The sequence below is a fragment of the Collinsella sp. BG-O-102 genome, assembly GCF_023656745.1.
Classification (GTDB): domain Bacteria; phylum Actinomycetota; class Coriobacteriia; order Coriobacteriales; family Coriobacteriaceae; genus Collinsella.
Genome location: NZ_JAMOKO010000003.1, coordinates 89,884 through 111,973 on the forward strand (window position 1 = coordinate 89,884; position 22,090 = coordinate 111,973).

Below are 22,090 nucleotides of genomic sequence, written 5' to 3' on the forward strand. Positions count from 1 at the left end.
ACATACGACAGCGAGCGAGCCGCATTTGCGCCAAGGTGACGTGAAATGAGAGGGCGCTGACCTTCTGGTCGCGCCCTCGAAATTGAACGTCAGATTGGCGTGAATGCGGCTCGCGCAGCGTCAAGTGGTCCGCCGTTCGGTAGAACGGCGGAACTAAATAACAATTCCGTTGCAGTGGTCGATTTCGTGTTGGATGATCTCGGCGGTGTAGCCCGAGAAGTTTTTGATGCGGTGGATAAAGTTCTCGTCCAAATACTCAACCTTAATGCGGCGATAGCGGGTACAGGGACGCTCGCCGATTAGCGAGAGGCATCCTTCGCTTGTCTGATAGGCATTGACCTGCTCAAGAATTTGAGGGTTGTACATCAGGAGCGTCTTGTTGCCGTCTTTTACGCAGATGATGCGTTTGCGCACGCCGATCATGTTGGCGGCGAGACCGACACACTCGTGCTCGTGTTCGTGAAGCGTGTCCAAAAGGTCCTGTCCGGTAGCGGCGTCTTCGGGGTCGGCATCCTCGGAGGGCAGGCGTAAAAAGAACTCGGACTTCATGATGGGTTTGATCATGGCGGGCTCCTCATGTCTTATGCTTTCGTGGACTTTTAATAATAGCGCGGAAGGAAAGCTGCGCGTCCGCGTTACAATCTTTCGACGTTGGACCATGTTGCCAGATTCGTCGTGTACGGCGTCTGGTGTAAGTCTAGGGCTCATTTTCGCCCTGGACTGTTCCTCTGGGGCGATGCGATTGTCGTTCTAAGAGGAAGGAATTTCATGGGGACCAAATCCCAAAAGCAAACTCAATCACCGTCGACAGCCTCGGCGATTCTCGTCGTAATGTATGTTGCAGCCTTTGTTGCCGCGTTTAACGAGAACATCATTAACGTGGCGCTGCACGACATTATGGCGGCCTTTTCGGTGAGTGCCACCACGGCGCAGTGGCTCGTTTCGGGCTACATGATCGTGACGTCGATCTTTACGGCTATCATGGCCTTCCTGTCCGGTCGTTTCTCGACGCGCAAGCTGCTGTTTTTCGCATGCGGATGCATGGTCGCCGGCGAAGTCCTGTGCCTGGTCGCTCCGTCGTTTAGCGTTTTGCTGCCAAGCCGTATTTTGCAGGCTGCGGGATCGGGCATCTTGTTTCCGCTCATGATGAATGTGGTGCTGTCTTGTGCCCCGCGCGAGAAGCTCGGTCTGTACCTGAGCCTGGGCGGTGCCTGCATTACGCTGGGGCCGGCGTTTGGACCCGTGATCAGCGGTCTAATGTGCACGTTGTTTGGCTGGAGGGCGGTGTTCGTAGTGCCGCTGGTGGGCGGCATTGTGGTCGCTGCGGCGGGCGTAAAGCATGTTCAGAATGTCGGAGAGCGCTCGAACACCACGCTTGATATTCTGTCGGTTGTTTTGCTCGCTGCCGGTATAACAGCATTTGTGTATTCCGTAGGCGAGTTCTCGACCAATCTGGTTGGCGGTACCGTGACGCTCTTAGCCGCCATTGTGCTGCTCGGCCTGTTTGCGGCCCGTCAGCTCAAGCTTGAGCATCCGTTGCTTAACGTGCGTCCCATGGCGAGTGTTCGTTTTTGGCCTGCGTGTCTGCTTGTGGTGGTATCGATGATGACGACGTTCTCGATGAGCGTTTTGTTGCCGCTCTATTTTGAGGGCGCATACGGCATGACCGCACTTGTTGCGGGCTTGCTCATTTTGCCAGCAATTGCCTGCAACGCCGTGACCTCGATTGTGGGCGGACGCGTGATGGACGCCCGTGGCGCATGGCCGCTGCTGCCGGTCGGCTTTGCCCTGATTGCCGTGGGGCAGACTGCCATCTCGGTGACGGCGGTAAGCATGAACATCGGCGTCGTCGTGGCGCTGACCGTTGTGGTGTATGCCGGAGTCGGTTTGGTGCTGAGCCCCTCGCAAACGGCCGGCTTGGAGACGCTGCCTGGCGCTGAGCATCCTCACGGAACGGCATTGCTCAACACGTGGAACATGATTGCCGCATCGTTTGGCCCGTCGCTGTTTATCGGCCTGCTCTCGAGTTCTGCGGCGACTGCCGGCGCCGCTGGCGTTGCGACCGACGTTGCCCAGGCGATTGGATTTGCGGCGGCCGTGCGTGTGGCGGCTGTAATTGCCGTGGTCGGGTTCGTGGCGTCGCTGGTGTACGCTCGTCGCGAGTCGCACATGTCGCATTAATGTGTGCACATAGATTCTGCAGCTAGATTAGCGGGCGACACCATAAACTAATGGACGTTTTGCCGAGAGGCATGAATGTTTAAAGCGCAAAGAGTGCGCGACGGGCCCCGCGAATGGGGCGATGATGCCCGAGAGGGCCAAGAAGGAGTCTCATGTCTGAGAACGAAGAGATCATGAACGAGACCGAGAACGAGACCATGGCTGCCGAGGTCGAGGCAGTCGAGACCGTGGAGACCGAAGCTGCTGAGGTTGAGGCTGCTGACGAGGTTTCCGCCGAGGAGGAGGCCGAGGTTGTCGAGGCCGCCGCTGATTACGATGACGAAGAGCTGATGGATAAGATGCAGAAGGCCGCCCGCCTGCTGCGTAGCCGTCGCTTTGCTATTTCCAAGGAGGAGGAGGCCAAGGCCGAGCGCATGGCGAACATCGAGCGCGCCATCAAGCTTCTTGACCTCAAGCCCAAGATGGAGCAGAAGGAAATGTCCGACCTGCTGGGCATGCGCCTCCGTGAGCTCGATGGCCTGATGGCCGAGGCCGAGGCTGCCGATCTGGTCGGCCGCATCGACGACGCCGAGGGCGATATGCGCAAGATCGTCGTCTTCGCTGCCGAGGATGCCGCTGAGGGCCTGGTCGAGCTTGCCAACAAGAAGGAGAAGCTCCTGCCCGAGCTTTCTTACGAGGAGGCCACCGAGCTGATGGCTGCTCTCGATAAGGTTATCGCTCCGCTCGTCGCCATGGGCCTGGACGAGGACCGCGGTCCTCGCGGCGGCCGTGACGATCGCGGTGGCCGTGGCGGCGACCGTGGCGGTCGCGGCGGCTTTGGCGATCGCGGTGGCCGTGGCGGCGACCGTGGCGGTCGCGGTGGCGATCGCGGTGGCCGTGGCGGCTTTGGTGACCGTGGCGGCGACCGTGGCGGTCGCGGCGGCTTTGGCGGCAACCGTGGCGGCTATGGCGACCGCGGTGGCAACCGTGGCGGTTTTGGCGGCAACCGCGGTAACGACCGCGGCGGTCGCGGCGGCGACCGTGGCGGCCGCAACGGTGGCGGCTTCCGCGGCAACCGTTTTTAGTTACGGCGTTTTACCAAACCGCGTAACTAGTTGACGCTGCAAACCCGCCAGAGCGGCAATCTGCCTTTCAGCTTCGATGGCATGACCAGAAGGTCAATGCCGCCTCGCTTCAAGGCACCTTGCTCGCTCTGGCGGGTTTTCGCTGTCGGTACCAAAACATCGGCGTTGTCCTGATCAAAGCCTGCCAAAAAGGGACAGGTTTATTTTGGTGGTCGTTGGGGACGTTCTTGTTTGACTAGTCGTTTAAGAACACCCAACGACTACATAGCATGAGAGTGGATAATCTCCCGGTTTGAGCCTGCATCCAAGCTTAAAGTGGGAGATTATCCACTCTCATTTCGTTTGTTGATTTCGATGCCTACATTTGTAGGAACAGTTCGTGGAGGCGGGTGTCTTCGTCGAGTTCGGGGTGGAAGGTTACGCCGAGCTGGTTGTCTTGGCGGGCGGCGACGATGCGGCCATCGACTTCGGCCAGGGCCTCGGCATCGCCGTGCACCTCAACGATGCGGGGCGCGCGGATAAACGTCAGCGGCACTTCACCGTCGATGCCGGCTACCTGCCCCTTGGTTCGAAAGCTGCCGAGCTGCCTGCCGTAGGCATTGCGCTCGACGAGCACATCCATGGTTGCCAGGCGCGGCGTCCCCTTATCGTCGTGGGCGGCAAGGTCGCGCGCCAGCAGAATCAAGCCGGCGCAGGTGCCCAGGACGGGCATGCCTTCAGCGATACGGGCACGAAGCTCCTCGAGCATGCCGAGCTCGGCAAGCAGCTTCCCTTGAACGGTGGACTCGCCGCCGGGAAGTACCAGACGGTCAAAGTCCTGCTTCAAATCAGCCGCCTGCCTCAGCTCAATACAGTGTGCGCCAAGCCCGGATAGTCTTGCCTCGTGCTCGGCAAAAGCGCCTTGGACCGCCAGCACGGCGACCGTTTGGTCTGCATAATCGCTCATGTGCGATCCTTTCTGCCGGACTAGCGTCCGCGCTCCTCCATGATGATTTCGATCTCGTCGGCGTTGATGCCCACCATGGCCTCGCCCAGGTCTTCCGAAAGCTCGGCGATGAGCTTGGCATCGGTGAAGTTTGCCACGGCCTTGACGATGGCGGCGGCGCGCTTGGCGGGGTCGCCGCTCTTAAAGATGCCCGAGCCGACAAAGACGCCCTCGGCGCCCAGCTGCATCATCAGCGCGGCGTCGGCGGGGGTCGCTACGCCGCCGGCGGCAAAGTTCACGACGGGAAGCTTGCCCGTGGCATGGACCTCGCGCACCAGCTCGACCGGAACCCGTAGTTGCTTGGCTGCCTCAAAGAGCTCATCATCGCGTAAAGCAACAACGTCGCGGATCTGCTTTTGGATCTTGCGCATGTGGCGCACAGCCTGGACGACGTCGCCCGTGCCCGGCTCGCCCTTGGTGCGAATCATCGTGGCGCCCTCGGCAACACGGCGCAGCGCCTCGCCCAGATCGCGGGCACCGCAGACAAACGGCACGTCAAACTGGGTCTTGTCGATATGGTAGACATCGTCGGCGGGGGAGAGAACCTCGGACTCATCGATGTAATCGATCTCGATGGCCTGCAGGACCTGCGCCTCGACAATGTGACCGATGCGGCACTTGGCCATAACGGGGATGGAGACGGCCTCCTGGATGCCCTTGATCATCTTGGGGTCGCTCATGCGCGAGACGCCGCCTGCGGCACGGATGTCGGCCGGGATGCGCTCGAGTGCCATGACGGCGCAGGCGCCTGCCTCTTCGGCGATGCGCGCCTGCTCGGGCGTGGTGACGTCCATGATGACGCCGCCCTTGAGCATCTGCGCGAGCTCGCGATTGAGTTTGACGCGATCGGCCTTGCTGGTCTGTTCTGCCATGGTTGCTCCCTTGGTTGGCATGTGCATTGCTTGACGGAACATCCTATCGGGGAGCTGGGTATGGCAAAATACTCAGTTTTCGAGATAATAATAAGGTCAGCTTAATACCAGATTGAACAGCTCGATAAGGTCAGGTGGCAAACTCATGCTTGACTACAATTTGGAAAAACGTGGCGAGGCATCGCTTTATGAGTATGTTTACCAGCAAATTCGAGATGATATTGTTGCTGGACGTATTGCGGCGGGGGAGCATCTTCCGTCTAAGCGCGCCTTTGCCAGTCATCTGGGAATCAGTGTCATTACCATCGAGAATGCATATAGCCAGTTACTTGCCGAGGGCTATATTTGCTCAATGCCGCGTCGTGGCTACTACGCTTGCGAGCTTCCGGATGCACCGGTTTTGGCTTCGGCTGCGGAGGGCATCGACCGAGATGCCGCCTCTGCTGGTCCCAGCGCGCATGATGTCAACGGACAGGTTGAGCTGTTCGATGCACTTTCTCCTTCCGCTTTGGAGGCGGCGCGGCTTTGGCAAAGCGCACTGCGGGCGACGCTGACATCCGAAGACGAGCGCGAGATCTTTTCGCCCGCACCGGCACAGGGCACCGTTCGGCTACGATGCGCAATTGCTCATCATCTGCGCGGGACGAGGGGTATGAATGTCGACCCCAATAACATTGTTATCGGCGCGGGCGCTCAGCTGCTCGATACCATGTTGGTTCAGTTGCTTGGCGCTGACAAGGTGTATGCCGTTGAGGACCCGGGCTATTTACGTCTGACGCGCATCTATCAGGCTATGGGCTGCAAAGTTCGACATATCCCGTTGGATGATGAGGGCGTGGACTTGAGCGCTCTGCAGAAAACCGGGACCGATGTACTTCATCTGATGCCGTCCCATCAGTATCCGACCGGCCTTGTGACGAGCATTGCGCGGCGCTATGCGCTTCTGAGCTGGGCCGCCGAGCGACCAGGTCGGTATCTCATCGAAGATGACTTTGATTGTGAGTTTCGCCTTGCCGGGAAGCCGATTCCCGCGCTCGCGTCGATCGATGCCGCCCAGTCGGTTATCTACACCAACACGTTTTCGAAGAGCCTTTCATCGGCGTTGCGTTTGGCGTACATGGTGTTGCCCGATGAGTTAATGGAGCGGTTTAGGCGCAACCTTGGTTTCTACGCCTCGTCGGTGAGCTCTGTTGATCAGGTCGCTTTGGCGCGTTTGCTGGAATCGGGTGATTACGAGCGACATGCGAACCGCGTGCGCGTTCGTGCTCGCGAGGCGCGTGATGGCCTGATGGCGCTTGTGCGGAAGGTATTTCCGGCAGGAGAGGTCTCGATCGAGCATGCAGACGCGGGCCTTTACTGTATCGTGGTTGCGGAGCGTGGAGCGGGCGGAAGCTCTTTTGTGCGGGCCCTCACGCGCTCGAGTATCCCTTTTGTCGATATCAGTGACTGTTATTGGTGTGCCGATGGCGCATCTGTCCCTGAAAACTCAAGTCAAATTCTTGTTCAGTATGACGATTTGAGTCCAAAAGCGCTAAATACCTTGGAATCGCAGCTAATGGGAGCACTCTGCAACCTAAGTGAGTAGGCTTTTGGAACTTTGGCGACCAGGCAGTTTTGTAACAAGCTATCTACCTGCGGTTTTGAAAAGCAGGATGACCGGGCTGCTCGGGATGTTCAAAAAAGTCTACTCACTTGTCGCGCAAAGCTTCTGCATGAGAAAAAAATGGGGTTTTCAACAGAACTTCGTCCAGCTCTCGGCAAGCTTTTGGCCAGTTGGGGAGGGCTGTTGAAAACTTGGCAGTCCGTTCGGCACCATTTTTGGTGCGTTCGCGCCAATGCGTGACTGACTGGGTTGAAATTCGTGTTTTCCTGTGCCTATGAAGGATTTACTTTGTGACATATCGGCTTTTAGGTACTGGCGTTTGCCTCCTCAAGTCCGCGCTTTGTGTCCGCCGCTTCCACGACCGGAAGAAGACCGGCAGCGATATGATCTCGCCCGCAACCCGACGGCTGCGGTCGCGCTCGGTTTTCCGTTGTATACATTGGTTCGGACGAGAAACAAACGGACTTGTCCAGCCAGCATTAGGCAGCGGCTGTTTCTTGGTGAGCTTCCCAGGGAATCCGTGCTGGAAACGGAGCATGGGTTTTTGATTACGTCTCCTCTACTGACGGCATTCATCATGTCGCGGCACCTGACGGATCTCCAGCTTCTTTTGGTATTGGCGGAGATGTATGGCTTGTTTGCGGTGTGCGCTCTGCCGGCGGCACTTGAGGCGGAGCTTTCGCGTGCAATTGATTCGGGCGCGATTTCGACAACGTTCGGTTGGGTGCGCTGCCCGTCCGAGGACGGCACCGCCTCAAATTTATGGCGTCGAGACGCTTTGGTTTTGGGCGGAGACCTTGACCGTTTTTGTTCAGATGTTTGCGGGGTGCGTTACGGCAATAGATTTATGGCGGTATCGCAACTCGTTCCATTGGGTGCCGCGTCGCCTTTTGAGGTCGAGGCGTATTTGCTACTTGCACTGCCGCGATCCCTGGGAGGCGAAGGTTTTTGCGACATAGAGCTTAATGTTGAAGTGATGCTAGGCACAAGTGCTCGAGCGATTGTGGGAAAGTCCCGTGTATATATCGACCTACTTCTTTCTTCACCGGACGGTAGGCGACAGGTGGCCATTGAATGTCAGGGAAAGGCCTCGCACGGACGCGCAGGGGATGGCTTGCGTGACGCTGACCGCATGACGGCCCTTCAGGCCATGGGCTACGATGTGCTTCTCCTGACACACAGACAGATATCGGATGAGGATAGATTCCGCGCGATCGTTAAGGCCATATGCAGGATGCTCGATGCTGAATATCGTGATAAAAGCTCGGATGAGCAAAGGGCTGAGATATTACTCCGGTCTGAACTATTCATTGACTGGACAAAATTGGGAGTAATCGACGGAAAGATGCCCGTTAGACACAAAATGGCTCGATCGTGGACGGCTGCGAATCTAAGTGAGTAGACTTTTGTCACTTTGGCGACTAGGTCGTTTTGCAACAAGGCATTTACCTGCGGCTTTATAAAGTGATATGGATGGTCTGCTCGGCAAGTTCCAAAAAGTCTACTCACTTAGTTTTTGACGAGAAGCCGATGCCGAAGACGGTCCTATTTCAGGGCGTTAACAAGTTCGTGAGGCACGAAAAAGGCCCGGACCAATACGGTCCGGGCCTCATCGAGCTAGAGGTTATGTCTCAAGCGGTTGGCTTAGCCAAAGTAGCGCTTAAGCAGGCCGGCAAAAGCTTTGCCGTGGCGGGCCTCGTCACGAGCCATCTCGTGCACGGTGTCGTGGATGGCATCGAGGCCAGCGGCCTTGGCGCGCTTAGCAAGATCGGTCTTGCCGGCGGTGGCGCCGTTCTCGGCCTCAACGCGCATCTCGAGGTTCTTCTTGGTAGAGTCGGTCACGACCTCGCCCAGGAGCTCAGCGAACTTGGCGGCGTGCTCGGCCTCCTCGTGGGCAGCCTTCTCCCAGTACAGGCCGATCTCGGGATAGCCCTCGCGATGAGCGACGCGAGCCATGGCCAGGTACATACCGACCTCGGAGCACTCGCCCTCAAAGTTGGCGCGCAGGTCGGCAACGATGTCCTCAGAGACGCCCTCCATCTTGGCGACGCCCACGACGTGCTCGGCAGCCCACTCGAGCTGGCCCTCCTCCTGCTTCAGGAAACGAGAACCGGGAACGCCGCACTGGGGGCACTTGAAGTCCTCGGGCAGCTGATCGCCGTCGAACTCTTCCACATAACCGCAAACGGGGCAAACAAACTTCATGATTCGATCCTTTCGATCGATGGCGATTGTGCGCTCGTCCGGTCCCGTAAGGGCCCTCTCCGGACGTGCGTCTTGACGAGTTCTATTATCCATAAATGCAACCAAATGTGAAGCCTATTAGGAATGATTTTTAATAAAACAATTTTGAGATATGAAGATGTTGATTGATTAACGGTTTGCAAGTCATATACGGACGCCGCTGAGTACAATCGGTCGAACAAATGTTGATCTATCAACAAATGAAGGAGTTTCCTTTATGCATCTAGCCCGTCGTGCCTGGTGCCGAACATATCAGACGGTTTTTCGCATTGCATTGCCGATCCTGCCCTATACCGAGCCGCGCATTTTAGAGCATGCCGAGGATGTGCCCGCGGTGCTTCAAAAGCGCTCGATCCAGAAGGTCCTTATCGTGACGGATCCCGGCATTGCCCGTCTGGGGCTCACGGCACCGCTTGAGACGGCGCTCGCATCCAGGGGGATTGGCGTTACGGTCTATGCCGAAACGCGTGCAAACCCCACGGTTTCAAACGTGGAAGAAGCGGCGTCCCTGTATCGAGAGAGCGCCTGCCAGGCCATTATCGGCTTTGGCGGTGGCTCGGCCATGGACTGTGCCAAGGGTGTGGGCGCACGCATTGCGCAGCCAAACAAGCCCATCAACAAGATGCGCGGCCTGCTGCGGATTCATCGTCGCCTGCCGCTGCTCATCGCCGTTCCCACTACCGCCGGTACGGGAAGCGAAGTCACGCTTGCGGCGGTAATTACCGATGACGAGACGCACTACAAATACCCCATTAACGACTTTGTGCTCATCCCGCGTTTTGCAGTCCACGACCCCGAGTTTACGTGCGGCTTGCCCGCTTCCATTACGGGGCAGACGGGCATGGACGCCCTGACGCATGCCGTTGAGGCCTTTATCGGGCGAAGCACCACGCCCTATACGCGTAAGATGGCGCGACAGGCGGTGCAGCTTATCCACGACAATTTGCTCGAGGCCTATGAGCATGGTGACGACATGCGCGCTCGTCGCAATATGCTTTCGGCGGCGTATAAGGCGGGCGTTGCGTTTACCCGCTCCTATGTCGGATATGTGCATGCCATCGCGCACAGTCTGGGCGGGCGTTACGGGATTCCGCACGGCTTGGCCAACGCCATCATCCTGCCGCACATGCTTCGCGCCTATGGCGAAGCTGCTGCTCCTAAGCTCGCTGATCTCGCCCGCATGGCCGGCATCGTGCCGGTTAACGCGCAGGACAGCCTGGCGGCCGAGGCCTTTATCGATTGGATCGATTGCATGAACGAGATCCTGGGAATCCCCAAATATGTCTCGGGCATTCGCCGCTCCGACATTCCCGAGATGGCGGCGCATGCCGATGCCGAGGCCAATCCGCTGTACCCCGTTCCGCTTTTGATGGACCGCTTGGAGCTCGAGCGTATGTACGAGGTCGTCGCGGGTGGTATGTTTGAGGACGAGAACTAGGAGGGTGCCATGAACACCGAGGAAATTGCGCGCATCGTCGGCGATCAGCGCACTTACTTTAAAACGCACGCTACGTTTGATGTCGATGCCCGACGTCGCGCGCTCGTGAGTTTACGCGATGCGGTACGGGCGCACGAGGCCGATATTGCCCATGCACTCAAGACCGATTTGGGAAAGTCGCATGACGAGGCATATATGTGCGAGATCGGTACGTCGCTTTCCGAGATTCGTCATCAGATCGCTCACGTGGCTCGATGGAGTCGTCCGCGCCTGCGTCCGTGTGACCTTGCCAACGCCGTGAGTGTGTGTAAAACGCAAGCCGTGCCCTATGGCGTCACGCTCATCATGGCCCCGTGGAACTACCCATTTTTGCTAACACTCGAGCCGCTCGCCGGCGCCCTTGCCGCGGGCAATACTGTGGCCATCAAGCCGAGCGCCTATGCTCCGGCATCGAGTGCGGTGCTCAAGCAAATCTGTGAAGAGGCATTTGATCCGCGCCTGGTGACGGTTGTCGAGGGCGGGCGCGCCGAGAACGAAGCGCTGCTCGATGAGTGCTGGGACAAGATCTTCTTTACCGGTAGCGTTCCGGTCGGCAAACTCGTCATGGAGCGCGCAAGTAAAAACCTTACGCCCGTGACGCTTGAGCTGGGCGGAAAGAGCCCCTGTATCGTGGATGCGACGGCAAACTTGAAGGTTGCGGCGCGGCGTATCGCCTTTGGTAAATGGCTCAACGTGGGGCAGACCTGCGTGGCGCCCGACTACCTGCTGGTCGATGCGCGCGTGCATGACGAGCTGCTGGACCTCATCAGGGAAGAGGCCCGCCGTATGTTTGGCGAGCATCCGCTCGATAACGAGGATTACGGGCATATCGTCAACGCCAAGCATTTTGCGCGCGTGCGTGAGCTGATCGATCCCGATAAGGTTGTGCTTGGAGGCACGGCGCGCGAGTCATCGCTCAAGATTGAGCCGACGATCCTAGACGGCGTGACCCCCGATGACGCCGTGATGCAGGAGGAGATTTTCGGCCCCATCTTGCCGGTGCTGACGTTTGAGAGCCTAGACGAGGCCGAGACGTTTATTACGGATCGTCCGACGCCGCTGGCTCTGTATATCTTTAGCCAGGATCGCGCAGTTCAGCAGCGCTTTGTGCGTTACGTGCCCTTTGGCGGCGGCTGCGTCAACGACACGATTATGCACTTGGCTACGAGCCATATGGGCTTTGGTGGCATGGGTGCGAGCGGTATGGGGCAGTACCATGGACGCGAGAGCTTCGATACGTTTAGCCACAAGAAGAGCATCGTGAACAAGGCAACGTGGCTGGACGTGCCATTCCGCTATGCTCCTTACGCAAGCTGGAAGCACAAGTTCGTGCGCATGTTTATGCATTAGAAAAGGGTGCAGGTAATACGAACAAGTGTTCCTATTACCTGCATTTTGCGTTAGACTACTGTTATGGAGCACGGATGGGCCAACTCCCTTTAGAAGGGATTTGGTATGAACGTAAGCGATGTTATTTCGTTATTGGCGTTGTTGATTGCGGCTATCGAACTCGGTCTGTTTATCGGCCGAATGAAGTGGCCGCCCCCGCGTAAGCGAAGACGGCCACTTCTCACGATGAAAACGTGTATCGGAGTTGGCAAGACCCGCGGCAACGGGTGCCATCCGTGTTCCTATCTTATCTGCAAGCGTTCTGTCGCGCAAGCGTTGAGGCAAACGATTGAAGGACGCAGACAGGATGTATTTGTGTCCGCACGGGACCGTAGACTTCTCAATAAGGTTACACACCGGTTTATCCGGCCGTTAGAGGAGCTGCTATGTACGAGCCTTCGCGTGTTCTTCTGTCATTTCACATTGCAGGATTTCAGTATGCCGATGGCGCCTTGGTCTTGGGCGATCTTAAAGTGGGCGATAAGCTGACGCTGTGTGCCGAGCGCGATAATCCCCATGACCCTGAGGCGGTTGAGATTTATTACGGCAACACCAAGCTTGGCTATGTTCCGGGAAACGAGGTCGGCCCACTGTCCTTGATGATGTATTACGGCCACGAGGACGTATTTGAGGCTCGCGTGCAACAGGTTGCTCCCGAGCGCAGCCCGTGGCACCAGGTGCGCGTTGGCCTCTATGTGGTGGATGCTCGCTAGTCGGCAAGGGAGGCGGCCATGTTTGATGACGACGACCTATTCAATCTGACAGACGATTCGTTTGAGTGGGATCTGCTACTCGATGACGATGAGTTGGAGCAGGATCGTAGGAAACGGCAGGGCAAGAAAACTCAGGGTGACGCTTCGAAAAAGTAAGACAAACGCCGCCGCGGCCTGTTCGGCGGGCTCTTTGGCTAACCGCCGTATCGCTGTGTCTGTATACTTAGCACGAGTTTGACGCGTTGCGAAATGAGGGCATAGACGATGATGTGGTTTACCGCCGACCTACACCTGGGCGATACGAATATCTTGCACGACATGGATCGGCCGTTTGATTCGGTCGAGGAGATGAACCGCAAGGTCATCGATGCCATCAATGAGTGCGTGGCTGCGGACGACCGCCTCTATATCTTGGGAGACTTTACGTATCGCTTGCCCATGGCGGAGGCGGTGCGCCTGCGCGAGCGTATCGAATGCAAGAATGTGACGCTCATCTGCGGTAACCATGACGGCGACTGGGAAGATCCCGACGCCCCGCAAATTTGGGAAGACGTGCGCGATTACCTGGAGGTTGCTCCCGGCTATGCCAAGGGCCATCGTCTGGTGATGAGCCATTACCCCATGCTCAGCTGGAATGGTAAGGCGCGTGGCGCCATCATGCTACACGGGCATATCCACAGCAGAGGAGACCGCACCAACGCACGCAACCGCGATCGCGAGCGCCCCATTTACCGCTACGATGTGGGCCTCGACGCCAACGAGTACAAGCCCGTAAGCCGCGACCAGATTCTTAGCTTCTTTGGGCTATAGGGCGCCAGAACCACCACAAAGGGGACAGGCACCTTTGTGGTGGCTCTGGCGCCGTTGACATTATGGCGGCGGCGCCTTTTTTGTCCGTGCGGCGCGGTAGAGTGTAGGCGGTTGAAATTTGCGTCCATCGAGGAGCTGCTATGAATGAGATCAAGTGCCCGCATTGTGGCGAAGTCTTTAAGGTCGATGCATCCGGCTATGCGGATATCGTCAAGCAGGTGCGCGATGCCGAGTTTTCGCGCGACTTGGATGAGCGTGTGAAGGCAGTCCAGCGCGAGGGCGAGCAGGCGCTGGAGCTTGAGCGCTCGCGTTCGACGGCTGCTTTGCAGGAGGCAGAGTCTCAGCGCAACGCTCAGCTCGTTGAGCAGAAGAACGCTGCGGCTCAGCAACTGGCACAAGAGGTTGCCAAGCGCGATGCTGAGCTTGCCGAGCTGCGCGCTAAGCTCGAGGGCGCTGCCGCAGAGCGCGAGAGTGCAAGCCAGCGCGCGGCGGTAGAGGCACGAGCCAATGCTCAAAAGGAAAATGCCGAACTCCAGCGTGAGATTGATAGCCTGCGTGCGCAGCTTGGGCGCAAAGATGACGAAGCAAAGCTTGCCGAGTCGGCGGCGCGCAACGCTGCTCAAAACGATTTAGCTGCGCGCGACGCTCAGATTGCTGAGCTGCAGGCCAGGCTCGCCGCGGCGGACAAAGCCCAGGAGATGGCGCTTGCCGCTGCCGCGGCAGAGTCGCAGCGTGAGCTCGATGCCGCTCGCAGCGAGGCCGAGCGCGCGCTTACTGACTATCGCGCGAAGGCGCAGGAGAAGTTTTCCGCCGCAAAGGCTCAGTCCGAGCAAGAGGCCGAGGGCCTGCGTGCCCAGCTGCGCGAGCAGGAACTGATGGCAAAAATGAACCTGTCAGAGGCGGTCGCCGCGGCGGAGCGAGAGCGCGATGAGGCACGTGCCAAACTGACGAGCGAGCTGGCGGTGCGCGATTCTCGCGAGGAACAGGCCAAGGCGGCACACGAGCTCGAGCTTGCGCAGGCCAAGCGTGCGAGCGATGACCTGATTCGCTACAAGGATGAAGAGATCGAGCGCCTTAAGGACATGAAGGTCCGCCTGTCCACCAAGATGGTGGGCGAGTCGCTCGAGCAGCACTGCGAGACCGAGTTTAACCGTCTGCGCATGACGGCGTTTCCTAACGCGTACTTCGAGAAGGATAACGATGCGTCCGAGGGCACCAAGGGCGACTTTATCTTCCGCGAGTGCGACGCAAGCGGTAACGAGGTCATTTCGATTATGTTCGAGATGAAAAACGAGAACGACGAGACCGCGACCAAACATAAAAACGAGGACTTCTTTAAGAAACTCGATCACGATCGTCGCCAGAAAGGCTGTGAGTACGCGGTGCTCTGCACGTTGCTCGAACCCGAGAGCGAGCTTTACAACGCCGGCATCGTGGACGTGAGCTATCGCTACGAGAAGATGTACGTGATTCGCCCACAGTTCTTTATTCCCATGATCACGCTTCTTCGCAACGCCGCCATGGGTTCGCTGCGCTATAAGCAGGAGCTGGCGGAGTACAAACAGCAGAATATCGACGTCACGAACTTCGAAGCCAAGATGGAAAAGTTCAAGAATGATTTCGGTCGCAACTACGAGATCGCGAGCCGAAAGTTCCAAACGGCGATTGATGAGATCGACAAGACGATTAGCCATCTGCAGAAAACCAAGGAGGCGTTGCTGTCCTCCGAGAACAATCTGCGCCTAGCCAACAAGAAGGCCGACGATCTTACCATTCGCAAGCTCACGTGGGGCAACAAGACCATGAAAGCAGCGTTTGACGAGGTACGCGGGGCTGCGACAGAGACAAACGATGAGCCAGCCGAGGCGGATTCGTATGAGGTCGAGGATGCCGAGTAAGGCATAGCGTATAGTGCAAAAGTGGGGCCGCTGGCGATATTGCCAGCGGCCCCGTTTCGTTCCGGTAAGTTCGGCTAGACTTCGAGCAGGTCCTCGATAAAGCCGACACGGTAGTTTTTGAAGATGACCTCGCCGCCGTCTTGCGTGGCGTCCAGGTCGACATCGCCCATGATGCCAAAGTCGTGGTCGCCATCCTCGTCGGCAAAGATCTGGTGCACGTGCCATACGTGCGCGGTCTTCTCGTCGGACTCGTCAATGGAAAACATCGCGGCGCTGCGGGCATCTCCGTCGGTGAGGATCTCCTCGTGCTGCTCATGGTAGGCATCGAGCGCCTTTTGCCAGCGGATTTCGCTCATGCCCCAGTCGTCGTCGAGCTCGCCCAGGTCGCGAACGTGCTCGCGAGCGGCAAGGGTCACGCGGCGGAAGAGCGCGTTGCGCACCAACAGCGTGCAGCCGCGGCGGTCCGCCACGACCTCGTCGATGCCCTGCGGCGGCGCGGCGTCGAGGGCTGCCGGGTTGCCGGCGTTCTCCCACTCGTCCACCAGGCTCGAGTCCACCGAGCGCACCACAAAGCCCAGCCACGAGATAATGTCGCGCAGGCGCTCGTCGCGCTTCTCGATGGGCACGGTGCGGTCGAGTGAACGGTAGGCCTCGGCTAGGTAGCGCAGCAGAATGCCCTCGGAGCGGGCGATGCCGAGCTTTTGAATGTAGCCCTTAAAATCGCTCGCGCCTTCCAGCATATCGCGCAGGACGCTCTTGGGAGAGAGCTGATAGTCGTTTGCCCAGGGCACTTCCTGGCAGTACTTGTCAAAGGCGCCGTCGAGCAAATTCTCGAGCGGCTTTTCGTACGTGACGTCTTGAATGCGCTCCAAGCGCTCCTCATACTCGACGCCGTCAGCCTTCATTTCGGCCATCGCGCGGTCGCGCGCGGCGCGCTCCTGTGCGCGCAGCACCTGCTTGGGGTCCTCGAGCGTTGCCTCGACCATCGAGATTAGATCCATGGTATAGGTCTCGCTCTCGGGATCGAGCAGCTCCAACGCGGCAAGCAAGAACGGCGAGAGTGGCTGATCGAGCGCGAAGTCCTCGGGCAGATCGACCGTCAGCGCATAGTCGATGTCCGGTGCGGCGTCAGCCGGGGCGTCGGGTGCGGGCGGCACCTCGGTGCGAACGACGATGCCGGAATCGATGAGCGTGGCGAAGATTTCGTCGGCGCGAACCTCGAGCTTGGCCTTTTCTTCGGGGGTCTGCAGGCTCGTCTCGATGAGGTCGTGTACGCGGGCGCGGGCATCGCCGCCCTGTTCGACCACGCTAATCACCATGGAGTGCGTGATGCGCAGGCGCGGCTTAAGCGTCTCGGGCTGCGTCTCAATCAGGCGCTCAAAGGTCTGCTTGTTCCAGGTGACAAAACCCTCGGGGGCTTTTTTCTTTTTAATCTTACGGAGTTTTTTGGGGTCGTCGCCCGCCTTGGCCATGAGCTTGGCGTTCTCGATCTCGTGCTCCGGGGCCTCGGCGATTACCATGCCCTCGGTATCGAAGCCCGAGCGGCCGGCGCGACCGGCAATCTGATGGAACTCACGGGCGCGCAGGCGACGCATCTTGTAGCCGTCGAACTTGGTGAGCGCGGTGAGCACCACGGTGTGGATGGGTACGTTGATGCCGACGCCGAGCGTATCGGTGCCGCAGATGACGGGCAGCAGGCCCTGCTGCGCCAAGCGTTCGACCAGGAGGCGATAGCGCGGCAACATGCCAGCATGGTGCACGCCGACGCCGCATCCAAGCAGGCGTTTGAGAATCTTACCAAAGGCCGTCGAGAAGCTCGTTCCCTTTGCTGCTTCTTTGATGGCCTCGCGTTGCTCCTTGCTGGCGATGCCAAAATTGGCGAGCGACTGTGCCGTCGCAAGGGCGGCATCCTGGCTAAAGTGCACGATATAGAGCGGGGCCTCGCCGCGGCGCATGGCGAGCTCGACGGTGCCCTCGAGGGAGGTCGTCACGTAGTCGTAGCTCAGCGGCACGGGGCGTGGGGCATCGACGACCAAGTCGCAGGTAGCGCCGGTGTGTTCCTCGAGTGAGGCGGCGATGGCAGTGACATCGCCGAGCGTGGCGCTCATGAGCATGAATTGCGTGTGAGGCAGGGTGAGCAGTGGCACCTGCCAGGCCCAGCCGCGGTCGGGGTCGGCAAAATAGTGGAACTCGTCCATGGCGACGCAGCCCACGTCGGCGCCCTCGCCCTCGCGCAGTGCATCGTTGGCAAGGATTTCTGCCGTGCAGCAGATGACGGGCGCCTTGGTGTTGATATGCGTGTCGCCGGTGATCATGCCGACGTTATCGCGGCCGAGCACCTGCACAAGGTCGAAAAACTTTTCGCTGACCAGAGCCTTGATGGGGGCCGTGTAATAACAGCGCTTGCCCTGCGCCATGCCCATAAAGAGCATGCCCAGCGCGACGAGCGATTTACCCGATCCGGTCGGTGTTCCCAAAATGACGTGGTCGCCGGCAGCCAGGTCCATGAGGGCCTCTTCTTGGTGGTCCCACAGCTCAATGCCACGGTCGCTCGTCCATTCAAAGAAGCGTTCGAAGGCCTGATCGGGCGTGAGCCATGGTTCGGGCTCGCTGCCGTCCTCGGGCTCCCACCAGGTGGGGGAGAGCGCGCCGAGTGAGCCGAACTCGGCTTCGGTTCCCGTGCCGCCCGAGAACGAGCTGGCGGCCCCGGCGCCGGAGACGGTGCTGGCAGCGGTATCTGTCGTGGTCTGTGCCATGTGGTTGCTTTCTCTCGCGATTGTCCGCCAACTATTATGGCGTAGCGGCGGCGCGGGGTGCCAGTGCGCGAGAAAATGCAGGAAATGGGCGTTCTGCCCAGCCGTTTGGTGCGGTTGCCAGCTAAGTGAGTAGGCTTTTTGCAATATCGCGAGCACATGGCTTTTGCGCAAGGGCTCTACCTGCGGTTTTATGTTTCGCTATGCGGGCTGTGCTTGGCTATTGCAAAAAAGTCTACTCACTTAGGCTTGAGGGCCGTTCGCTAGCGCCTATTTGCGTATGTTTGCCGACGCCGCGACCATCAGAAGCCCCTAGGACTCTTGCGGCAGGCGCTTCTTACCCTTGCGGGCACGGTTTCTGAAGTTCTCGACGGCCTCTTCCATGCCGAGAGGCACGTAGGTGAGCTCATCGAGGTTTTCGGGCAGGTAGCAGGCAAGGCTTTGCTCCTGCGCGCGGCCCGCCGCGAGCTGTTCATCGCTGGGCTGCGCGCAGGGTGTGGCGCAAATACCATATACAGCGGCACCCATCTCGCGCGTGCGGCATTCATATTCGGTCTCGGGATGCTCGGGATGGTCGCGGCGCACGTCATCGCTTACCCAAAGTGTGTCGTAGCCCGCCGCGGCAAACTGCCCCAGGGCGTAGTCGCGCAACGGCTTGCTGTCGGTGCGCAGCGTGACGGTAGCGCCGGCTGCAAAGAGCGGGCGGTACAGCATTAGGTGGTCGACATGGACGAGTCGTTTTTTGGCGTACTTGGCCTTGGGCTGTGGCGTGGGAAAGTTAATGGTGATGGCATCGAGCTCGCCTGCGGCAAACAGCTGCGGCAGCGATTTGGCGCCTCGGGGCAGGACGAGTGCGTTGGACAGCTCCTGCTCGCAGATTTTCTGTGCGGCATAGGCGATGCAGATGGGCTCCTGGTCCATACCGATAAAGAGCGTGTTTGGCTCGTGGGCCGCGCGCTCTATAAGGTACGTTCCCTTGCCACAGCCAAGATCCAGGTGAAGGTGTTCGAAGGACTTGCCGCCTGCGGGCGCACAGGCCTCGCGCCAATCTCCGGCATAGACCTCGGGGTTCGTCTCAATCGCATCGGCGTAGCGTTCCAGGCGCTCTTCGAGCACAAAGTTCTTAGGCGTGCGAACGTGGACGGCTCCCATGAGGCTCCTTGGTCATAAGTATGGAACGCATGGCCGCGCGTTCCGCCAATGGGTTGAAAAAGGGTGGGCATAGCTTGCCCGAAAGATGCGATGCGGCTTGGCGGCGAGTCGCCGATGCCTACAGGCGCTTGAGGATCACATAGCGGTTGAGATCGCCGCTGCGACCGTCGGCATGGAAGCGCTCGAGCTCGCGCACGGGGACCTCGCCGCTCTTGTAGAACGTACGGACGCCGCGCACCAGGTCGGTGATCTGCTGATCGTCAAAGTGATGGCAATAGCGGTAGGCGTGGCGGTCGTTTTGCCAGCCAATGAGGTGGTCACCGGCTTCAAACTGCGCGGAATCGTAACCCTCAAACGGCGGGGTGAGCTCGGCGCGGGCCTCGGCTCGAACGGCCTTGCGCGCCATGCGCTCGTCGTTCATAAACTCCCAAAAGCTGATGGCGATGATGCCGCCTGGGCGCGTCTGGCGCACCAGAGCGTCGAGCACGCGTACACGGTACTCGCACGACGGCACATGGTGCATAAAGCCAAAGCAGACCGAGATGTCGGCGAGCGGGGCGTCGAAAAGCACGTCGGGCGTCTCGGCGGGGTTGAGCTTCATAAGGGCGTCGAGCGCGTCGAGTTCCTGGAAGTGCAGGTTGGGAATGCGCAGCGCGTGGCCATGTGCATCGATGGCCAGGTCTTGACACGAGTCGACACCATAGAACTCAAACGGGCAACTGGCATCTGCCGAGGGGTTTGCGCCGTCGACGCCCTTGGCGGCAAGTGCGCCGCCGGCGGCAAAGTTCTCGAATCGCATATTGCCGCAGGCAAGATCGAAGACGCGGACGGGATGCTCGATCGTGGCGACGTCGAGCTGCCCGAGCGCGATGTCCATGGTGCGCACCCAGCCGGGCCACGGGGCCTGGCGCGTATCGGAAAAGGAAGCGGAGTGCTCGCGATAGAACGTGTTGTTGAGCTGGATGAGCGATGAGGCGAAATCGCGGTTCACGGCGCGGGACTCCCTCCGTTGGCGGTGCGGAATAAACAGTACGACCATACTACCGTTAACGCCGCAACGGGGACAACCGAGCCGTGGGTCATTGCTTTGTTTGGACACATTTCCGCAGCTCATATGTGCCCGCAACCGCCGGTTGTCAAAAATCTCACTAGAATAGGTGGCATGCTTTTGGCGGTGGCGGATAGATTTTTAACTGTGCAAGGCGCCTTAAGAACAAAAACGGTCCGGCGGCACGGCTGGCATCACATAGGAGGAACCATGAATGTAGAAACTGCGCAGCGGCTCGCCGACCTTCGTCGCAGCAAGGGTTTTAGCCAAGAAGGGCTGGCGCGAAAGCTGGGGCTGTCGCGCCAGGCAGTCAGTAAATGGGAGCGCGCGGAGAGCTCGCCCGATACCGAGAACCTGATCTCACTCGCCAAACTCTATGGCGTGAGCCTAGACGAGCTGCTCAATCCGAGCGACGAGATCGAGGACGATATCGAGTTTGAGAACGAGGACCGCGCCCGTCAGCGTGAGGCCGAGGCGGCAGAGCGTGCTCGCACCCATGAGGCGGCGGCGCGCGCTACCGAGGCGGCAACGCAGGCGAGTGATGCTGCGGCCAAGGCGGCGCAAGCGGCAAGCTGGAGTGCGCAGGCCGCCAATGCCGCTACGGCGCAGGCGACGAGTGGCACTGCGGTTGGCTCGACTCCGGTGAAGGGCCCGTTCCAGTCGTTCCCGTATTGGGCCGTGTGTTGGCTACTGTTCTTTTTACTGATGTTCCTGGTTGGTGCCAGCCCCTTTCCCGCACTGATCTTCTTTACGATTCCTATCTATCACTGGGTGGCACGTGCGCTTGATGGCGATTGGGCACGTGGGGATATCCAGGTTGGTCCGGTGCCGGCGGTCGCTAGGACTAAGGGGGAGGACGTTTCCACTGCGGTTGACGCTGGCATGGCTGCCGCGGCCACCGCTGAGCCGAGTGCCAAAGAGGGTGATGAATGATGAAGCTTTCGCATGAATCCAAGGTACGCTTGGGCGTTGGCATCGGAGCGTTCGTGCTCATCATCGGACTTGTCTTTGGCATTTCGCGGACATTGATTCATTTTGATGGTCCGTGGGATCTCGACGATGTTGTATCCGGCTTGTCTGGTATGGACGATGCGCTTGACGAGGACGATCTTTTGGATAGCGGTAACTATTCCGCTCGGCCTCAACAGCTTTCGAGCGAAACGTTTGATGCCGACGCGTTCACATCGCTTGATTTGGACGTGACGTCGGGCACGGTCGAGGTCAAACACGTCTCCGGCGGGCCAGTGCGCGTAATTGAAAGCGGTCGCGTGGCAACGGGGACCGTTGCCTTCGATGCGGCAACCCAGAACCTGGCCGAAATCAAGGGTTCTACGCTCAAGATTCGCCAGTTCGATTGCGATGACGAGCGCGCCATTGACCGCACGGTTACCGTCGAACTGCCGCGCGATGTTGCCGATAACATGGTGGGCATCACAGCGAATGTGGGATCGGGTGATCTGACGGTCGCGGGCATTGCGTGTCATGACCTCAACCTGACTTTGGACTCGGGAGACGTCGAGTTTACGGGTACCGTGACCGATACCCTGAATGCCGAGGTCGGTTCGGGCGATGTGACGTTCGAGCTCTACCAGGCCCCCGCGAAGTCGATGGACGTGAGCGTGGGCTCGGGCGATGTGGAGATGACGGTTCCGAACTCGACGGGCTTTAAGGCGAGCCTCACCTTGGGCAGCGGCGACTTCGAGAGCGATTTCCTTCCGCTTGGCTACGACGGCGAGACCGTTTTGAATCTTGAATTCGATAACGGCGATAAGTCTGCCACGTATCGTTTTGAGGTCGGTTCGGGCGACATGTCGTTTGATCCGGAGTGACATGAGGTTTTCGGAGATCGGTACATAGACGCGCTGTTTGATGAAGGCGCCGAAGCTGAGATTGGCTCCGGC

Annotated in this window: 19 protein-coding genes; 12 read left to right on the forward strand and 7 right to left on the reverse strand. The window is 59.0% G+C overall.

Features of this window, described 5'->3' with window-relative positions:
• Nucleotides 1-153: 153 nt before the first annotated feature.
• On the reverse strand, nt 154-564 hold the full coding sequence (locus tag NBH09_RS02510; RefSeq protein WP_250786976.1) for a peptide deformylase: 411 nt from the start codon (nt 562-564) through the stop codon (nt 154-156).
• Between the two features lie 204 nt (nt 565-768).
• Between NBH09_RS02510 and NBH09_RS02515 the strand changes: the two genes are divergently transcribed.
• Together NBH09_RS02515 and NBH09_RS02520 are read left to right on the forward strand one after the other, a co-directional pair.
• Complete coding sequence (locus tag NBH09_RS02515) at nt 769-2,181, forward strand: MFS transporter (protein ID WP_250786977.1); 1,413 nt, start codon at nt 769-771, stop codon at nt 2,179-2,181.
• 152 nt (nt 2,182-2,333) lie between these two features.
• Nucleotides 2,334-3,245, forward strand: a complete 912-nt coding sequence (locus tag NBH09_RS02520; protein WP_117734540.1) for a hypothetical protein — start codon at nt 2,334-2,336, stop codon at nt 3,243-3,245.
• Nucleotides 3,246-3,603: 358 nt separating this feature from the next.
• Here the strand turns inward: NBH09_RS02520 and pdxT are convergent, their stop codons facing one another.
• Together pdxT and pdxS are read right to left on the reverse strand one after the other, a co-directional pair.
• The gene (gene pdxT, locus NBH09_RS02525) at nt 3,604-4,191 is read right to left on the reverse strand and encodes a pyridoxal 5'-phosphate synthase glutaminase subunit PdxT (RefSeq protein ID WP_195445975.1); all 588 of its coding nucleotides are present in this window, start codon (nt 4,189-4,191) and stop codon (nt 3,604-3,606) included.
• Nucleotides 4,192-4,211: 20 nt separating this feature from the next.
• Nucleotides 4,212-5,102: a pyridoxal 5'-phosphate synthase lyase subunit PdxS gene (pdxS, locus tag NBH09_RS02530; RefSeq protein ID WP_250786978.1), complete on the reverse strand. Its 891-nt coding sequence runs from the start codon at nt 5,100-5,102 to the stop codon at nt 4,212-4,214.
• Between the two features lie 145 nt (nt 5,103-5,247).
• Between pdxS and pdxR the strand changes: the two genes are divergently transcribed.
• Both pdxR and NBH09_RS02540 read left to right on the forward strand, forming a co-directional pair.
• Nucleotides 5,248-6,687, forward strand: coding sequence for a MocR-like pyridoxine biosynthesis transcription factor PdxR (gene pdxR / locus NBH09_RS02535; protein ID WP_250786979.1), 1,440 nt, complete (start codon nt 5,248-5,250; stop codon nt 6,685-6,687).
• Nucleotides 6,688-7,225: 538 nt separating this feature from the next.
• Entirely contained in the window at nt 7,226-8,107 is an 882-nt protein-coding gene (locus tag NBH09_RS02540; RefSeq protein ID WP_250786980.1) for a putative endonuclease domain-containing protein, read from the forward strand.
• Nucleotides 8,108-8,349: 242 nt separating this feature from the next.
• Here the strand turns inward: NBH09_RS02540 and NBH09_RS02545 are convergent, their stop codons facing one another.
• Nucleotides 8,350-8,910 carry a ferritin family protein gene (locus NBH09_RS02545; protein ID WP_022094328.1) on the reverse strand — a complete coding sequence of 187 codons (561 nt, stop codon included), beginning with the start codon at nt 8,908-8,910 and terminating at the stop codon, nt 8,350-8,352.
• Between the two features lie 256 nt (nt 8,911-9,166).
• Here NBH09_RS02545 and NBH09_RS02550 point away from each other — a divergent pair, with 256 nt between their 5' ends.
• From NBH09_RS02550 to NBH09_RS02575, 6 genes are all read left to right on the forward strand, one after another.
• The gene (locus NBH09_RS02550; protein WP_250786981.1) at nt 9,167-10,387 is read left to right on the forward strand and encodes an iron-containing alcohol dehydrogenase; all 1,221 of its coding nucleotides are present in this window, start codon (nt 9,167-9,169) and stop codon (nt 10,385-10,387) included.
• Nucleotides 10,388-10,396: 9 nt separating this feature from the next.
• Nucleotides 10,397-11,776: an aldehyde dehydrogenase gene (locus NBH09_RS02555; protein ID WP_250786982.1), complete on the forward strand. Its 1,380-nt coding sequence runs from the start codon at nt 10,397-10,399 to the stop codon at nt 11,774-11,776.
• Nucleotides 11,777-12,201: 425 nt separating this feature from the next.
• Nucleotides 12,202-12,528, forward strand: a complete 327-nt coding sequence (locus tag NBH09_RS02560; RefSeq protein WP_250786983.1) for an HIRAN domain-containing protein — start codon at nt 12,202-12,204, stop codon at nt 12,526-12,528.
• A gap of 18 nt (nt 12,529-12,546) precedes the next feature.
• A complete protein-coding gene (locus NBH09_RS02565; protein ID WP_250786984.1) occupies nt 12,547-12,684 on the forward strand; it encodes a hypothetical protein in 138 nt (45 codons plus the stop codon).
• Nucleotides 12,685-12,792: 108 nt separating this feature from the next.
• Complete coding sequence (locus NBH09_RS02570) at nt 12,793-13,338, forward strand: metallophosphoesterase (RefSeq protein WP_250786985.1); 546 nt, start codon at nt 12,793-12,795, stop codon at nt 13,336-13,338.
• Nucleotides 13,339-13,478: 140 nt separating this feature from the next.
• A complete protein-coding gene (locus NBH09_RS02575) occupies nt 13,479-15,236 on the forward strand; it encodes a DUF2130 domain-containing protein (RefSeq protein WP_250786986.1) in 1,758 nt (585 codons plus the stop codon).
• 74 nt (nt 15,237-15,310) lie between these two features.
• Here NBH09_RS02575 and NBH09_RS02580 read toward each other — a convergent pair whose 3' ends face one another.
• The 3 genes from NBH09_RS02580 to NBH09_RS02590 form a co-directional block, all read right to left on the reverse strand.
• Nucleotides 15,311-17,992: a DEAD/DEAH box helicase gene (locus tag NBH09_RS02580; RefSeq protein ID WP_250786987.1), complete on the reverse strand. Its 2,682-nt coding sequence runs from the start codon at nt 17,990-17,992 to the stop codon at nt 15,311-15,313.
• Nucleotides 17,993-18,301: 309 nt separating this feature from the next.
• Nucleotides 18,302-19,141 (reverse strand): tRNA (guanine(46)-N(7))-methyltransferase TrmB, encoded by an 840-nt coding sequence (gene trmB, locus NBH09_RS02585; protein ID WP_250786988.1) that lies wholly within the window; start codon nt 19,139-19,141, stop codon nt 18,302-18,304.
• Nucleotides 19,142-19,259: 118 nt separating this feature from the next.
• On the reverse strand, nt 19,260-20,132 hold the full coding sequence (locus tag NBH09_RS02590) for a class I SAM-dependent methyltransferase (protein ID WP_250786989.1): 873 nt from the start codon (nt 20,130-20,132) through the stop codon (nt 19,260-19,262).
• Nucleotides 20,133-20,399: 267 nt separating this feature from the next.
• Here NBH09_RS02590 and NBH09_RS02595 point away from each other — a divergent pair, with 267 nt between their 5' ends.
• Entirely contained in the window at nt 20,400-21,122 is a 723-nt protein-coding gene (locus tag NBH09_RS02595; RefSeq protein ID WP_250786990.1) for a helix-turn-helix domain-containing protein, read from the forward strand.
• Nucleotides 21,122-22,018, forward strand: coding sequence for a DUF4097 family beta strand repeat-containing protein (locus tag NBH09_RS02600; RefSeq protein WP_250786991.1), 897 nt, complete (start codon nt 21,122-21,124; stop codon nt 22,016-22,018). The genes NBH09_RS02595 and NBH09_RS02600 overlap by 1 nt, the downstream gene beginning before the upstream one ends.
• Nucleotides 22,019-22,090: the final 72 nt, after the last annotated feature.

Bases quoted from the DNA above. Each gene is read 5' to 3' on its own strand.
- NBH09_RS02565 (WP_250786984.1), top strand. From the start codon at position 12,547: ATGTTTGATGACGACGACCTATTCAATCTGACAGACGATTCGTTTGAG.
- NBH09_RS02555 (WP_250786982.1), top strand. From the start codon at position 10,397: ATGAACACCGAGGAAATTGCGCGCATCGTCGGCGATCAGCGCACTTAC.
- pdxR (WP_250786979.1), top strand. From the start codon at position 5,248: ATGCTTGACTACAATTTGGAAAAACGTGGCGAGGCATCGCTTTATGAG.
- NBH09_RS02600 (WP_250786991.1), top strand. From the start codon at position 21,122: ATGAAGCTTTCGCATGAATCCAAGGTACGCTTGGGCGTTGGCATCGGA.
- NBH09_RS02520 (WP_117734540.1), top strand. From the start codon at position 2,334: ATGTCTGAGAACGAAGAGATCATGAACGAGACCGAGAACGAGACCATG.
- NBH09_RS02570 (WP_250786985.1), top strand. From the start codon at position 12,793: ATGATGTGGTTTACCGCCGACCTACACCTGGGCGATACGAATATCTTG.
- NBH09_RS02560 (WP_250786983.1), top strand. From the start codon at position 12,202: ATGTACGAGCCTTCGCGTGTTCTTCTGTCATTTCACATTGCAGGATTT.
- NBH09_RS02575 (WP_250786986.1), top strand. From the start codon at position 13,479: ATGAATGAGATCAAGTGCCCGCATTGTGGCGAAGTCTTTAAGGTCGAT.
- pdxS (WP_250786978.1), bottom strand. From the start codon at position 5,102: ATGGCAGAACAGACCAGCAAGGCCGATCGCGTCAAACTCAATCGCGAG.
- NBH09_RS02545 (WP_022094328.1), bottom strand. From the start codon at position 8,910: ATGAAGTTTGTTTGCCCCGTTTGCGGTTATGTGGAAGAGTTCGACGGC.
- NBH09_RS02515 (WP_250786977.1), top strand. From the start codon at position 769: ATGGGGACCAAATCCCAAAAGCAAACTCAATCACCGTCGACAGCCTCG.
- NBH09_RS02510 (WP_250786976.1), bottom strand. From the start codon at position 564: ATGATCAAACCCATCATGAAGTCCGAGTTCTTTTTACGCCTGCCCTCC.
- NBH09_RS02550 (WP_250786981.1), top strand. From the start codon at position 9,167: ATGCATCTAGCCCGTCGTGCCTGGTGCCGAACATATCAGACGGTTTTT.
- NBH09_RS02580 (WP_250786987.1), bottom strand. From the start codon at position 17,992: ATGGCACAGACCACGACAGATACCGCTGCCAGCACCGTCTCCGGCGCC.
- pdxT (WP_195445975.1), bottom strand. From the start codon at position 4,191: ATGAGCGATTATGCAGACCAAACGGTCGCCGTGCTGGCGGTCCAAGGC.
- NBH09_RS02595 (WP_250786990.1), top strand. From the start codon at position 20,400: ATGAATGTAGAAACTGCGCAGCGGCTCGCCGACCTTCGTCGCAGCAAG.
- trmB (WP_250786988.1), bottom strand. From the start codon at position 19,141: ATGGGAGCCGTCCACGTTCGCACGCCTAAGAACTTTGTGCTCGAAGAG.